This is a genomic window from Pontibacter diazotrophicus, from assembly GCF_003367245.1.
In the GTDB taxonomy this organism is placed as follows: Bacteria; Bacteroidota; Bacteroidia; order Cytophagales; family Hymenobacteraceae; genus Pontibacter; species Pontibacter diazotrophicus.
Window position 1 is genome coordinate 268,359 of sequence record NZ_QRGR01000001.1, and the last position, 13,779, is coordinate 282,137.

The 13,779-nt window shown below is 47.5% G+C and carries 13 protein-coding genes and 1 tRNA gene; 6 read left to right on the forward strand and 8 right to left on the reverse strand.

All coding sequences use genetic code 11. From position 1 onward, the window contains the following. Window positions 1-77: 77 nt before the first annotated feature. Window positions 78-701 carry an L-threonylcarbamoyladenylate synthase gene (locus tag DXT99_RS01170; protein WP_115563673.1) on the reverse strand — a complete coding sequence of 208 codons (624 nt, stop codon included), beginning with the start codon at window positions 699-701 and terminating at the stop codon, window positions 78-80. Window positions 702-1,054: 353 nt separating this feature from the next. Between DXT99_RS01170 and mltG the strand changes: the two genes are divergently transcribed. The 5 genes from mltG to DXT99_RS01195 all read left to right on the forward strand — a co-directional run bounded on the left by mltG (window position 1,055) and on the right by DXT99_RS01195 (window position 5,389). Further along, window positions 1,055-2,077: an endolytic transglycosylase MltG gene (gene mltG / locus DXT99_RS01175; protein WP_115563674.1), complete on the forward strand. Its 1,023-nt coding sequence runs from the start codon at window positions 1,055-1,057 to the stop codon at window positions 2,075-2,077. A 199-nt stretch (window positions 2,078-2,276) separates the two neighbouring features. Further along, on the forward strand, window positions 2,277-2,690 hold the full coding sequence (locus DXT99_RS01180; RefSeq protein ID WP_115563675.1) for an acyl-CoA thioesterase: 414 nt from the start codon (window positions 2,277-2,279) through the stop codon (window positions 2,688-2,690). Next, window positions 2,687-3,655, forward strand: coding sequence for a YihY/virulence factor BrkB family protein (locus tag DXT99_RS01185; RefSeq protein ID WP_115563676.1), 969 nt, complete (start codon window positions 2,687-2,689; stop codon window positions 3,653-3,655). Before DXT99_RS01180 ends, DXT99_RS01185 begins: the two co-directional genes overlap by 4 nt. Before the next feature lie 182 nt (window positions 3,656-3,837). Beyond that, window positions 3,838-3,922 (forward strand) — tRNA-Ser (locus tag DXT99_RS01190). A 252-nt stretch (window positions 3,923-4,174) separates the two neighbouring features. Continuing rightward, window positions 4,175-5,389 carry a site-specific integrase gene (locus DXT99_RS01195; protein ID WP_115563677.1) on the forward strand — a complete coding sequence of 405 codons (1,215 nt, stop codon included), beginning with the start codon at window positions 4,175-4,177 and terminating at the stop codon, window positions 5,387-5,389. A 498-nt stretch (window positions 5,390-5,887) separates the two neighbouring features. Here the strand turns inward: DXT99_RS01195 and DXT99_RS26800 are convergent, their stop codons facing one another. From DXT99_RS26800 to DXT99_RS01210, 4 genes are all read right to left on the reverse strand, one after another. Further along, window positions 5,888-6,046: a DUF3387 domain-containing protein gene (locus DXT99_RS26800; protein ID WP_147294151.1), complete on the reverse strand. Its 159-nt coding sequence runs from the start codon at window positions 6,044-6,046 to the stop codon at window positions 5,888-5,890. Next, window positions 6,024-6,311 carry a hypothetical protein gene (locus DXT99_RS01200; RefSeq protein ID WP_115563678.1) on the reverse strand — a complete coding sequence of 96 codons (288 nt, stop codon included), beginning with the start codon at window positions 6,309-6,311 and terminating at the stop codon, window positions 6,024-6,026. The genes DXT99_RS26800 and DXT99_RS01200 overlap by 23 nt, the downstream gene beginning before the upstream one ends. 293 nt (window positions 6,312-6,604) lie before the next feature. Continuing rightward, window positions 6,605-7,642, reverse strand: a complete 1,038-nt coding sequence (locus DXT99_RS01205) for an endonuclease/exonuclease/phosphatase family protein (RefSeq protein ID WP_115563679.1) — start codon at window positions 7,640-7,642, stop codon at window positions 6,605-6,607. A 160-nt stretch (window positions 7,643-7,802) separates the two neighbouring features. Then, on the reverse strand, window positions 7,803-8,078 hold the full coding sequence (locus DXT99_RS01210) for a type I restriction enzyme endonuclease domain-containing protein (protein WP_246000384.1): 276 nt from the start codon (window positions 8,076-8,078) through the stop codon (window positions 7,803-7,805). Window positions 8,079-8,288: 210 nt separating this feature from the next. On the opposite strand from DXT99_RS01210, the gene DXT99_RS01215 reads away from it, so the two are divergent. Continuing rightward, window positions 8,289-9,071, forward strand: coding sequence for a DUF4382 domain-containing protein (locus DXT99_RS01215; RefSeq protein ID WP_246000385.1), 783 nt, complete (start codon window positions 8,289-8,291; stop codon window positions 9,069-9,071). 139 nt (window positions 9,072-9,210) lie between these two features. Here the strand turns inward: DXT99_RS01215 and DXT99_RS01220 are convergent, their stop codons facing one another. The 3 genes from DXT99_RS01220 to DXT99_RS01230 all read right to left on the reverse strand — a co-directional run bounded on the left by DXT99_RS01220 (window position 9,211) and on the right by DXT99_RS01230 (window position 13,567). Beyond that, on the reverse strand, window positions 9,211-11,091 hold the full coding sequence (locus DXT99_RS01220; RefSeq protein ID WP_115563681.1) for a gamma-glutamyltransferase family protein: 1,881 nt from the start codon (window positions 11,089-11,091) through the stop codon (window positions 9,211-9,213). A 73-nt stretch (window positions 11,092-11,164) separates the two neighbouring features. Then, window positions 11,165-12,337, reverse strand: coding sequence for an acetamidase/formamidase family protein (locus DXT99_RS01225; protein ID WP_115563682.1), 1,173 nt, complete (start codon window positions 12,335-12,337; stop codon window positions 11,165-11,167). Between the two features lie 54 nt (window positions 12,338-12,391). Further along, window positions 12,392-13,567, reverse strand: a complete 1,176-nt coding sequence (locus tag DXT99_RS01230; protein ID WP_115563683.1) for a threonine aldolase family protein — start codon at window positions 13,565-13,567, stop codon at window positions 12,392-12,394. Between the last annotated feature and the right edge of the window lie 212 nt (window positions 13,568-13,779).

Consider the following 13,779-nt stretch of genomic DNA (forward strand, 5'->3'; position numbering starts at 1 on the left):
GTTATTGCTATCGGCAGGATGCTATGTTCTGCCGATAGCAATAACTCTCTAACTCCTAAACTCTCTACCTCCCAAACTCATAAAAACTGTTCTATATCGCCTGCTCCTTCTCTCAGAACTTCGAAGTTATTAGTAACGTCCACTACGGTAGAGGCCATGTTTTTGCCAGGGCCACCATCTATTACGGCATCTACTAAATTCTTATATTTCTCATAAATAAGCTCCGGATCAGTACTGTACTCGAGTACTTCATCGTCATCCCGGATAGAGGTGGAGAGAACGGGATTGCCTAGTTCCCTTACTAGCTGCAGCGCTATCTTATTGTCGGGCACCCGAATACCAACCGTCTTCTTTGTGCCTGCATACTTTGGAACACGGCTGCTGGCATCTAACACAAACGTGAACGGCCCCGGTAAGGCTTTCTTCATTACCTTGTAGGTAGGCGTATCAATTTTGGCATAATCTGAAATATGTGTGAGGTCGGAGCAAATGAAGGAAAGATTTGCTTTATCCGGTTTTATGCCCTTTATCAGGCAGACACGCTCCACAGCACGGGCATTGTGTATGTCGCAGCCCAGGCCATAGATGGTATCCGTAGGATAAATGATAACCCCGCCGTTCCGAAGTATCTCAACAGCTTCTAAAACCTTGCGCTGCTGGGGCGTTTCGGGGTGTATCTGTAGGAAAGATGCGTTGCTCATAGTATGGTTGGTGAATTGTAGATGGATATTTCCTGTTGAGAAGTTTAACAGGTCTACTTAACATACTTATTTATTCCTGTCAGCGTTTCATGGTTTGCTGCTGAGGCGCCTGCAGATGGGTGGTAAGGAGCAACAGCCGGCATGGCACATCACTTACTAAATCATTAGCCTAAAATTATCAGGTTAAGCAAGATTAGTAGTAATTTTGCCTTTGAATATGAACAGATGCGGAACCTTAACTTCTGTTTTAGGCCTTTTACCATAATTATAGGCCAGTAAATGAATAAAACAATAGCAAGAAGAGACAAGAAGTGAATAAACCAATAGCAAGAAGAAAGAAAAAACAGAAGAGCATGCTGGTGCCCGGCCTGATTGTGCTGATCCTGTTCCTGTTCGTGAGCTTCTCATATTACGCTTACCAGATTGTGTACACCGCAAACGTAGACACGAAGAACCGGGAGGCCTATGTCCTCATCCCAACCGGAGCCACTTACGAGGAGGCAATGGACTCAATAGAGGCTACCGGCGTCATTATTGATAAGCTGTCGCTGCGCTTCATGTCGAAGCTCATGGATTATGATGAGCTGGTGAAGCCAGGCCGTTACGAGCTCGAGCATGGCTGGAGCAACCGCCAGTTGATTGGCGTTTTGCGCCTCGGTCAGCAGACACCGCTCAACCTGACTTTTGCCAACATCCGGCTGCGTAACCAGCTTGCTGAAAAGCTGGCCGCTAACGTGGAGGCAAGCGAGGAGGAGGTAGACAGCCTGCTGAACGATGAGGCATATCTTGCCTCGCTTGGCTTCGACACCACGAACATCGTCAGTATGTTTATTCCGAACACTTACGAAGTATACTGGACCACCACAGCGCCCGCACTACTGGAGCGCATGAAAACAGAGTACGAAAAGTTCTGGACACCGGAGCGCAAGGCAAAAGCAGAAAAGCTGGGGCTGTCGCAGCAGGAGGTGTCTACATTGGCCTCTATCGTACAGGCTGAAACACTGAAGAGCGATGAAAAGCCACGAGTGGCGGGTGTTTACCTGAACCGCCTGGACAAGGGAATGCTGCTGCAAGCTGACCCAACCGTGGTGTTTGCCGTGCGTGACTTCACCATCCGCCGCGTGTTGAACGTGCACCTGGCCCACGACTCGCCCTACAACACCTATAAATACAAAGGTTTGCCGCCGGGGCCTATCAACGTGCCGAACATCTCCAGCATAGATGCAGTACTCAACCCGGAACAGCATGATTACCTTTATTTCTGTGCAAAGGAGGATTTCTCCGGATACCACGCCTTCGCCACTACAGTGGCTGAGCATCAGGCCAATGCACGCCGTTTTCACCGCGCCCTGAACGAGCGCAATATCCTGAAGTAATTTTTTGACTTAATGGTTTAAATTGTTGAATAGTTAAATTGCTATACGTGTAGTACTTCTTTTGATTTTGGTTTGGTTGCACTATACCGGGAAGATAAACGCCAACATGAAGCAGGTATACATCAAATAATTTATCTCAACTATTCAGGAATTGTAATTCAGCAGTCCAACAATTTAACCATTCAACAATTTAAAAAGAATGTTTGAATCAGAAGTGCAGATACGGGTGCGATATGCCGAAACCGACCAAATGGGCTATGTCTACTATGGTAACTATGCCGCCTATTATGAGGTGGCGCGTACGGAGGTTTTCAGAAGGCTGGGCATTGAGTACAAGGAGATGGAAGCGACCGGCACGATGATGCCGGTGCTGGAGTTGAAGTGTAAGTACATTCGCCCGGCTAAGTATGATGATATGCTCACTATTAAGCTTCTGTTGAAGAATAAGCCCTCCGGGTCGCGTATACTTTTTGAGTATGAAGTGTATAATGAGGAGGGAGCCATGTTGAATGTGGGTGAAACCACTATGGTTTTCGTAGACATGAAAACTGGCAGGCCCACAGCGGTGCCTGACCTAATACACCAGAAAATGGACGTTTACTTTAGTGAATGAGGTTAAACCAGCAATATCTGAAGCGCCGCAGGGCGTACCGCAAGTTTATCGTTTTCCTGAAGCGCTGGCGTTTTAACAACGGCCGCTCTTCGGTGTATGACGTGGCAGACGTGCTCTTGGGAGAGCTTCGCCTGGATTCTATTACGAAGCGGGCGTCGTACATGGCGTTCAACTTTACGCTGGCCATCTTCCCGAGCATTATCTTCCTTTTCACGCTCATCCCTTATATCCCCAGCGTGCTGTCGCTAGACCTGAGCGAGAGCATCCTCAACTTTATTGGAGATTTAATGCCGGAGGAGATGTATGCCGTTGCCTACACCACCATCGAGGATATTGTTAACAAGCCACGCGGTGGCCTGCTCTCTTTTGGTTTCCTGTTTGCGCTGATACTCTCTACCAATGGCATCATGTCTTTGATGGACGCCTTCGATAAGAAGTACCATACTTTTTATAAGCGCAGGTATATGAAGAAGCGGCTGATTGCTACAGCGCTGACAGTGGTGCTGGCTTTAATTCTTTTTCTGGCGGTAGCTACTATTTTCTTTGGACAATGGATACTGGATGTGCTGGTTTTCTATGAGGTGGTGACAGAAAGCTACACCTATACGTTGCTGGTGATACTCAAGTACATTGCCATCGTGCTGCTTTTCCTGCTGGCAACCTCGCTTATTTACTATTTTGTGCCTGCTATTGAAGATAAGTGGCCTTTCTTCTCTGCTGGTGCGGTAGTGGCCACAGGGCTAATTTTCCTGGTCTCGATGATCTTCTCCTTTTACATCAGCGCCTTCGACAGCTACAATAAATTCTACGGCTCAATCGGGGCCCTTATCGGTTTGATGATCTGGCTCGATTTCGTGTCTATGATTCTCATACTTGGCTTTGAGATAAACGTGAGCATTGATACTGTTACAAAGCGCCTCGTCCGGAAAAGAACTACCTCCGTGGGCCATACAGCTAAAGCCTGATTTAGCCATAGCTATCTTAGTCTTCTATTGTTGCAGCAGATGTGATATTTTGCCCCAAAGAGGCATGTGTTCCAGCTTTACAGTCAGGAGCTTACATTTTAAGTGCTGGAACTGCTGAAAAATTTCATCGTATAGTTTTGAAAATTCAGTGCAAGCCCCTACTTTTGTACACGAATTAAGAAAGAGAGTTGGCGGAGTGGTCGAACGCGGCGGTCTTGAAAACCGTTGACTGTAACAGGTCCGGGGGTTCGAATCCCTCACTCTCTGCCGGTAGCGATACCAAAAAGAGCAAAAAGCCCGTAAATCAACGATTTACGGGCTTTTTCGTTTCCGCACCCTAGCTAAATCATTCAGTTTTTCTCCATCCTTAGGGGTACAATTCGGGTACCCAAAGCCAGCTATGTCTCGGGTACCCGAATTTGCTGCAACTAATTGTTTTTCAATAAGATGTACAGGGTTTGTACATCTTGTGGAGCCAGCAAATGAATGTTAACTTAAACAGTAAAAGGAGGAAACGAAATGGACACTAAAATCAGCATCCTGTTCTACGGCAAGAAAGCCAAGACCACCACCGATAACCTGCTGCCTATCTACCTGCGCGTCACCGTCAGCGGCAAGCGGTTCGAAGCAAGCACGCACCGCTATATCGCCCCGGGCAAGTGGTCCGTAGAGGCAGGCCGCGTGAAGGGCAATACTGAAGAGGCCAGGAGAGTAAACGCGTACCTGGACCTGCTCAGGTCTAAAGTATATGCTTACCAACAGGAGCTTCTGCAGGAGGGGAAGCCGATAACCATGGAGGCAATCAAAGACAAGTGGCTGGGCGTGGAGGAGAAGCCTGTCATGCTCCTGGAGGTGTTCCGGAAGCACAATGAGCAGGTTGAGCAGCTGGTGGGGAAAGACTTTGCGCCGGGTACGCTGGAGCGCTACCGGACATCCCTTTTGCATACCTGCAATTTCATTAAGTGGAAGTACAAGGCAGAGGACATAGATGTTAAGAAGCTCGACTTCGGGTTTATCTCTGACTATGAGTTCTGGCTCAAGAGCGTCAGAGGCTGTGCCCACAACACCACCATGAAGTACCTGGGAAACTTCAAGAAGGTAATCCACATCTGCCTGAAGAACGGCTGGCTGCAGCGCGACCCTTTCCTGGGCTTCAAGATGAGCAAAAAGGAGGTGGTGCGGAGCTTCCTCACGAAGGAAGAGCTGCAGAAAATGGCGGCAAGGGAATTTGAAATAGAGCGGCTGGACCAGGTGCGGGACATCTTCCTTTTCAGCTGCTTCACAGGTCTTGCCTATGCCGATGTACAGAAGCTGAAACGCTCTGAAATCGTTACCGGACCGGACGGGGGGAAGTGGATTTACACCAGCCGCCAGAAAACAGACACTGTCTCCAGGATTCCCCTGCTGCCTACGGCCCTGACCATCCTGGAGAGGTATAGCGAGCACCCGCAGTGCCTCAACCAGGATAGGGTGCTCCCGGTGCTGAGTAACCAGAAGATGAACGCTTACCTCAAGGAGATAGCCGATTTGTGCGGCATCAGCAAGCCGCTCACCTTCCACATTGCCAGGCATACTTTTGCTACTACGGTCACACTTTCAAATGGTGTGCCTATTGAGTCAGTGAGCCGGATGCTGGGCCACACCAACATCAAGACCACCCAGCACTACGCCAAAATCCTGGACCAGAAAGTGAGCGAGGACATGCAGTTGCTTAAAGACAAGTTCAAGATATAGCCAAAGGTGAGCAACAAGAAATTTATAAAAGTAGATCTATTAAGATATTCAAACGGAGCTGCAGAAGTTGGATTTCTCCTTTCACGTCTTACTGGTGGACAAGCGCACCTACACTAGAAGTCGCTGCAGCTGCAACTGTAGGGCTTCTTGGGCGAAAGCCTCAATGGCTTCACCCAGGAGCTAGAATCAGCAGATACAGCCGATGCTCGATAGGCTAGGCCAGTGCTACCGTTTTCTGGAGCTGACAACTGGGGGAGAACCGAACATACTGGAGTAGCCGGAATTAGCAAATTAAAGGAAGTTGTTAGCAAAGCTTGCCTATAGGAAGTGTGTTCCGGAGAAAAACTTCTCCTTAGAGAAGCAAAATGAGGTAGAGGCAAAGGGTCTGCAGGGCATGGGGTTGTGCTGGGCTGCTGCAAAACAACATATGTAGTCATCAACTACATATGTTGTTTTGCGTTACTGTCACGAAAGCTGGTAGGGGAAGGGTGCAGGCTATTACGCCACGCTCAAATCATACTCCTTATACTGCGCCTCGGCCTGCTCCATCACCTCATCCAGAATTTCCTGCAGCTCGGCTTTTACTTTAAAGCGAAGCACCTTTTTTACGGCCAGTTGCAGCTGGGCTTTGGTGTTATCTTTTTTTGTACAAGTCATTGGAGGTACTTTTCTTTACTTCCGCCAATAACTTTTTTACCAGCCCTTTTTTGGGTTCGAAGTCCTGCACGGCGTTGGGGTGCTTGGACAGTATTTCGTAGAAGGCTTCTTCCTCTTCGGTGAGGCCGATGGTTGCAGTTTCACTGCTTCCTGCGCCTGTCCAATGCCATTGCGCTGGTTTCGGTTGTGGCTTGGCAGTTACTTTGCCGCAAGCACCTGGCTTGTCAGCACCCGTAAGCGGCTGCCGAAGAAGTTTTGGAGCCACTGCAGGTGGAGGTTTTGCAAAAACAAGCGGGGCTAAGAGTTCCCACTCATAGGCAAGCGCTTATTGCTATAGCCTCCCTTGCAGGTTATGTTCCTTCTAAGAAACAACCTTTGCCCGGTGAAAAGACCATTTGGAAAGGATAGTTTGTTTTCGATAAGCTTTGTTAAGGGTATAAACTCGCTTTACAGAAAAATTATGAAACAGGAGAAGGCTGCAAGCTCGCACCAGCGGGGTACTGCTGGTGCTATAAATTCAGTCAGTTCATCTGAACCAGGTTGTAATCTATATTGAAATTAATAGGGTGTCATGTTATTATCGAACAGGTGAATGTTTGCGACAACCTGCCCATGGTCCGAAACATGAAAAGGTTTTTTATCCATCGAAATGGTTTTGTCAATAATATGATCGTTGTACAGGCGTACATCCATAATGCGGCCTGTTTTACTTTTGTTTAAATCAGCAAAGTGGTTGCTTACAAAGATGTTATCGAGACTTTCGTAGTGGCCGTTATGAATGTAGGTGTAATGATAATTTTCGATGCTTTTTCTTGCTTGTATGTATTTACAATTATGAAATACATACTTCCACTTATCAAACCTGACGTCATCCGGTAGCCTATGGTATGGAGGCTCACCGGTAATAGCCTGGTTGGTAACGGCAGTATCGCTATCATTTAAATCACCAAGCACAAAAATGGGCCTGTCCTCATTCAGGCTGATGTCGTCGGAGAGCAGCTGCCTGACGCCGCACGCTTCAACCCCTCTGCGCAGCAGGGAGCGGATGCTCCCTTTGGCTATATCGGTATAGGTTGCCTCGTCGCGGTCGAGGTCTTCCGGAAGGATGGGGCGCTTTGATTTTAGGTGGAGGACATAAACCAGCACCGAAAGCGTATTACTCACTTGCAGTTCCGCTCTTAGTACACCCCTTGAAAATCGTTTGATAGGAATAGGAATGCGCGTGCTCTCCAGCACCTGCTCTATTTTTTCTTCATCGAAAAACAGAAACTCAGAGGGGATTTCTTCCACTAACCGGGCATTCACAATCGGGAAGGTACTTAGGATAGCATTTACAGGTCTAATGCCGTTGGGCTTCGCTACAAAAATATGCGCGTTTTCATAGCGGGTCCCTGCAATACAATCTAATAAAGCCTGCTCTTCAAATACTTCCTGAAAACCAATAACTTCAGCATCCATTTTTAATAACTGTTCCCTGACCCAGGCAACTTTTAAGGTATACTGTTCCTGCGTATAACGAGGCCTGGTATCCTTATAAATTGGTTTCTCTGCGGTAATGAGGTTTTCGACATTGAAGGTGGCGATAGAGAATTTCATAAGTTCGTCTTTTGAGCTGTTCTTAACAGGGCTTACGAGAAAGGAGAAGCTTAAGAGATAAATTTGTTGTTGTGAGGTAGTAGCACCAACAGCAAGTCATTTGGAAAGGGCGACATGCTGGATACCGTTGAAATAAAGTGGCGATGGTGCTCTTAGCTGTTTACGCCACACTCATATTATAGTCTTTATACCTAGCCTCTGCCTGCTCCATTACCTCATCCAGGATTTCCTGCAGTTCAGCATTTACTTTGAAGCGCAGCACCTTTTTTACGGCCAGTTGCAGCTGAGCTTTGGTGTCGTCTTTTTTGTACCAGTCGGATTGGGAGGCGCTTTTCTTTACCTCTGCCAGAATCTTCTTTACCAGCTCTTTTACCAGTTCGAAGTCCTGCACGGCGTTGGAATGATTGGCCAGTATCTTGTAAAAGCCTCCAGTCAAAGGTAGTAAGTCCAGTGTACAGAAGCTTGAAAAAGAGGAGCAGTAATAGCTGTTGAATTATTGTATTCCAATGGCGAAAAATCGCTTGCTGGTCTTCACACGGCAGGGGCAGTACAGAAGTTTTATTGAAATATTTAAATATAGCGTTTATTCATCTATTCTCCATCTTCCCGGCAGATATTTGTCTTATAACTTAAACAATTGAATATTATGAAAAGAAAACATCTTATTCCCCTTATGCTGGGTTGCCTTGTATGGTTTAGCGCCTGCGACAGTGAAAACACTGGTGAGGCTACAATGGAAGTGCGCATGACAGACTCGCCAGGTGACTACGAGGAAGTTAACGTAGATGTGCAGTCGGTGCAGGTGCACAAGGAGGCTGACGGAGACGAATCCGGATGGATTACACTGGACGAAATAAACCCGGGTATTTACAATCTTTTAGACTTTGCTAACGGCAAAGACACACTTCTGGCCAGCTCCACGCTGCCTGCTAGCAGAATTTCCCAGATCAGGCTTATCCTTGGTCAGAACAACTCCTTAAAGCTGAAGGACGGTACTGTTACGCCACTTGTAACACCGAGCGGACAGCAGTCTGGGGTGAAGCTGCAGATTAATGCTGATTTGGAAAGTGATGTGACCTATGTCCTGCTGCTGGATTTTGACGCAGCCAAGTCCATCGTGCCAAGAGGAAATGGACAGTACAACCTGAAACCAGTGGTTCGCACCATTACGAATGCTGTGGCCGGAGGCATCAGGGGAAGTGTTGCACCAGCTGAGTATATGCCGGGTATCTATGTGATTTCTGCTGCGAACGACACTATTGGCGGTTTTGCCAATGAGAACGGCGATTTCCTGGTAAAAGGCGTACCAGCAGGCATCTACACTGTTAAGTTCTACACAGAGGGTGACGCACACAACAGGACTTTAGAAAACGTGAGCGTAACGCAGAACCAGATCAAGGATGTAGGCACAGTAGAACTGCCTGAGTAACATTTCTCAGAACTCAGTCAACTAAGAAGGTGCTTCTCCGCACGGGAAGCGCCTTCTTGCTTCTAAACTCATCAGTCAGTTCAAGCTTTCAACGACCTGATAAAGAGAAGTTTAATATGCCCCCGGTGTTTCAGGAACATCACCAGCCTATCCCATAATCCTCCCCATGGTTACTCGAGCCACCCCAGAAGCTTCCGTGTTTCCAGTCAAAATAGATAGCGTTGATGGGACCGCTGGTACGGTCGTCGAAGCTCAACGTGTAGCCCATCTTTTTCAGTTCGTTGCGTACTTCTTCCGGTGTGCTTTCATGCAACAGGATGTGTCCTGGTTTGGGCTTGCGGTCATCTGTTTTGGTGCCGCCCAACGATAGCCAGAGTTGATTTGTGTTAAAGTTAGCAGCTTCAGAAGCCTGCTGCACCGTCATGCCAAATTCTACTACGTTCAGAAAGAACTGCAAAAGGTTTTGGTCCTGTGTGTCGCCGCCCTGCACGGCAAAGGATACAAACGGTTTGCCGTCCTTTAAAGCCATAGAGGGCGTAAGTGTTACCCGTGGTCTTTTGCCCGGTTCTACCACATTATAAGGATTCAGTGCAGAGTCCAGAACAAAACTCTGCATGCGCTGGCTCATTCCCACACCAGTGTTGCCGGCAATGCAGGCAGGTATCCAGCCACCACTCGGCGTGATGGACACCACCCAACCCTCTTTATCGGCTGCTTCAACAGTAGTAGTGCCCCTCCATAACCTGTCCTGATACTCTGCCATGGAAGAACCATTGCGGATGTCATGGGTAGGAGCGAAGTTTCGTTTGGTTGTATCCAGTTCATACCCTCTTTCTTTCAGGAGGTTTAAGTAAGGGTTTTTCCTTCCTTCGAACGGATAAGGATTGCCAGGACCAATTGTGGGGTTGTTCTTTTGGTACTGAATAAGGCCAGCCCTTTGTTTCGCATACTCCTTGCTCAACAAACCTTTAATGGGTTCATGCGGAGGAAAGTAGGGATCGCCATAGTAGAAATCACGATCTGCAAAAGTGAGGTTCATTGTCTGGTAAAGGGTATGAATATACTTTGTGCTGTTATAGCCCATGCTCTTCAGATCAAAGTTTTCCAGTATGTTCAGCGCCTGCAGCAAAACAGGACCCTGTGTCCACTGCTGCAATTTATAGACATCAATCCCTTTGTAGTTCATCATTAGCGGCTCTTCCTCAAGAGGCTTCCATTTTGCCAGGTCCTGCATTGTGATGAGTCCTCCTTGCTCCTGGCTGCCGCGCACAAACTCCTTTGCAATATCACCTTTGTAAAAGCGGTCATAAGCAGCCATAATGGCATCTTTGCGACTTTTGCCTTTTTTCAAAGCAGCCTTTTCTGCTTCTACCATTTTCGTGAGTGTTTGCAGTAGGTCTTTCTGCACAAAGATCTCTCCTGCTTCGGGTGCTTCTCTTTCCTGACCGGGATGGGTGAGAAATACTTTTTTGCTGTATGGCCACTGCTTTATGAGTTCTTTGTTCCGTTCTATGCTGTTGGCTGTTTGAGCCTCCATGGGGTATCCGGCAGCCATCTCCATAGCGGGTGCCAGCACCTGCTCCAGGCTCAGTGTGCCATAGTTGGCCAGCATGTAAAGCAGGCCGCCAGGTGTACCGGGGGTGGTGGCGGCCAAAGGGCCGTTTTCTGGCGGAAAGTCGTATCCTTTGCTTTTAAAGAAATCTACGGTGGCACCGGTTGGAGCCACGCCCAGGGCATTGATGGCGATTACTTTTTTAGTTTTTGGATTGTAGATGAGCGCCTGTGTTTCCCCTCCCCAACTCAGCACGTCCCACATGGTGCAGGTAGCTGCCAGCATAGCACAGGCCGCATCCACGGCATTCCCGCCTCTCTGAAATGTCATGGCACCGGCTGTAGCAGCCAATGGTTTCCCGGTAATGGCCATCCAGTTCTTGCCATGCAGCACAGGCTTTTGCGTCTGTTGTGCAGTGGCCGACAGGACGGATATTGTGAAGATGAACAACGTAAAAAAGAATCTCATAGAACTACAATTATTGTGATGGTTAGATTTTGAGAAAGTGTATGCCAATACGCGATGTCGTTTGTTTTCCACTTTAAGTCCAGTAGGGAAACTTCTTCTTGGTGAAGATAGACTTCGGTATCATGGCATGTACGCCTAGCGTTCTATCCACTACCTGGCTGACTTCAAAATCAACTCCTGTACTTGCTATTGACAGCGCCTGGTTAAAGGTAAAACCCATCTCTTCTTTGATGAAGTTTACTGTTTCTGTCAGTGCATTTTGCATTGCTTTGTCCAGGTCAGGATCCAGGCCAACGGCAATAAAGTGCGTAGGCGTTTCGGCGCGTGGCTGCTTAATGGTTTTGCCTTTGTGCACAATGAACTTTGCAACCAAGGCAAGAGAAGCCTCTATGGCAACACCGCTTACTTCGCCATTACCCTGTGCTGAGTGGCAGTCTCCGGTAGTGAAAAGGCCTCCGGGCACCGAAACAGGCAAATAAAGCGTGGTGCCTTTTACCAAATGCTTTATGTCTAAATTGCCCCCGAAGAAGTCGGGCGGAATAGAAGAGACACGGCCTACTTCAGGGGGAGGGGACAAGGCCATTACTCCCATAAAGGGTCTTAGTGGTATTTCTACTCCTTCTATGAAAGAGGCAGTTTTTTTCTTCTTATCGTAGCGGTATACGAATGTCTCCCGTGTTTTAACAGCATCTGGTATACCTCCTCCTCCAGGCCATACGCTATTCACGCCATAGCTGCTGCGCAGGGGCAGGTCCAGGATGCGGATTTCAAGGCTATCTCCTGGTTCAGCGCCTTCTATATAAAGTGGCCCTGTGAGCATATGCCCCCTGATGCCGGACGGTTCTGGCTTTACATTTTTCAGGATGTCAATAATCTCCTGTGCATGCTGATCGACAGGCAGGTTATTTTCTTTAAAGAAAGCTTCAGGTTCTTTGCTACTGATACCCGCCGTGCTCACGGTGTGAATCTCGACTACGTCTCCGTCCTTTACACGGGAGACAGGGGGAACATCAGCTCCAAAATATCCCCATACCATATTCACAGGCACCGACCTGATGACATGGTCCGGTTTTATGCGTGGAGCGCCAACAGTTTGCGATTCTTCCTTAGCTGCTATACCAGCGAGGTTGGTGGCACCGGCGGCTACGCTGGTTAACGAAAGTGCAGCAAGCCCACCTTTGGCTGTTTTTTTCAGAAATCCGCGGCGCGAACTGCTCTTTTCTTCATGCTGAGGCGATTTGTTCATGAGGTGTGTTTATAAGGTACGGTTGAATCAAGAGTGTTCCTTTAAAGCTGCCACTCAGGCAAGTGAAGAACTAATAGCTTTATTCAAAGCATTAACAATAGAGTCGTTGCTTCTTTTGAGAACTGTCTCGTTGATGAAGAACTTAATTATGCCCTGACTATCGGGCGTCCTTATCTGCATGCGCTCTTTGTCTTTCAGGTGAGCAATCAGCTTCTCATAGTTTACAGGAGCGGAAACTTTGAGGTTAAAGACGTTGCTTCCGTTCGGTACCCTGCTGATTTCCATGTTCGGGGACTGGTTTATCAGGCTGATGAGCTGCTCTCCTTTTGTTTTCGCTTTATGGAGGGTATCTTCGATATGCGTGATTTTATCTAAGGCCATGGCGGCATAAGGCCAGTTCTGGTACATATTCCCGCCATAAATCTTTATCAGGTGCGGCATCTGGTCAATTACTTTCGCATCACCTGATAACACAGCGCCTCCTTTACTTCCAAGGTATTTGTAGAGGGAGATGTATACCGTGTCGAAGTAAGAAGCATACTCTTGGATGGGTATACCAGTATAAGCGGAAGCAAGGTGCAGCCTTGCGCCATCAAGGTGCAGTTTAATGTTATGCTCTCTGCAATAAGAAGAAATTCTCCTGATTTCCTCTATCGGAAAAACCTGCCCGTCGGCTCTTCGAACGGGGTTCTCAATAGACACGGCGCCTATGCCACTCTTAAACACTTCCCCTTTATCAAGGTACGAAACCGCCTCTTTCAGCTCCTCAAAACTAAACGATGCCCTGCCTGGTGCGAGGGGGATTAGTCTTTTGCTGTGTACAGATTGTGCCGCATCTCCTTCATCCCGATACAGGTGACTCACTTCCTGCACAAAAATCTTTGTGTTCCCTTCGCTCAATACTTTTAATGCAAGGTTATTTGCCATAGTGCCTGAAGGCATATATATGGCCTTTTCCTTTCCCGTTATTTCTGCGAACTTTTGCTCCAGCTTTGTAACTGCGCCACCCTTGGCATAAGTGTCCTGCGTGTCATTGTTCTTCTCAATGATTTCCTGAAGCTCTTTTACATACTCTAATGGGGAGGTCAAAGCACCATCCGTATAGAAGTTAATGTTTTCTTCTTTACCTGTATAATTGGCAAAAGCAGCAGGGGGCGTTAAGCCAACTGGTAGTAGCAAAGGAATGGTTGCCAGTCCTGAGCTTTTTAGAAATTCTCGTCTACCTTTCATTTTCCTGGCTATAAACGGATCTATAAAAAAATGATGTTCTGTTTTTCTGCTTTGTACTATCGGGCATTCTACTCTTCTTTAATTGCGAGCCACTTATATTCTGTCTGCTTATCAGCAAGGTGGCTACCTGAGCATTCTCGCTGTCAATATAGTGGATATTGTTTTAATTCCCTTTTCTTGCTTATGGGGTATAGGTTGAACCCATTGGCCCT

Coding starts and splice junctions, on each gene's coding strand:
- DXT99_RS01170 (WP_115563673.1), bottom strand. CDS start 701: ATGAGCAACGCATCTTTCCTACAGATACACCCCGAAACGCCCCAGCAG.
- mltG (WP_115563674.1), top strand. CDS start 1,055: ATGCTGGTGCCCGGCCTGATTGTGCTGATCCTGTTCCTGTTCGTGAGC.
- DXT99_RS01180 (WP_115563675.1), top strand. CDS start 2,277: ATGTTTGAATCAGAAGTGCAGATACGGGTGCGATATGCCGAAACCGAC.
- DXT99_RS01185 (WP_115563676.1), top strand. CDS start 2,687: ATGAGGTTAAACCAGCAATATCTGAAGCGCCGCAGGGCGTACCGCAAG.
- DXT99_RS01195 (WP_115563677.1), top strand. CDS start 4,175: ATGGACACTAAAATCAGCATCCTGTTCTACGGCAAGAAAGCCAAGACC.
- DXT99_RS26800 (WP_147294151.1), bottom strand. CDS start 6,046: ATGACTTGTACAAAAAAAGATAACACCAAAGCCCAGCTGCAACTGGCC.
- DXT99_RS01205 (WP_115563679.1), bottom strand. CDS start 7,642: ATGAAATTCTCTATCGCCACCTTCAATGTCGAAAACCTCATTACCGCA.
- DXT99_RS01215 (WP_246000385.1), top strand. CDS start 8,289: ATGAAAAGAAAACATCTTATTCCCCTTATGCTGGGTTGCCTTGTATGG.
- DXT99_RS01220 (WP_115563681.1), bottom strand. CDS start 11,091: ATGAGATTCTTTTTTACGTTGTTCATCTTCACAATATCCGTCCTGTCG.
- DXT99_RS01225 (WP_115563682.1), bottom strand. CDS start 12,337: ATGAACAAATCGCCTCAGCATGAAGAAAAGAGCAGTTCGCGCCGCGGA.
- DXT99_RS01230 (WP_115563683.1), bottom strand. CDS start 13,567: ATGAAAGGTAGACGAGAATTTCTAAAAAGCTCAGGACTGGCAACCATT.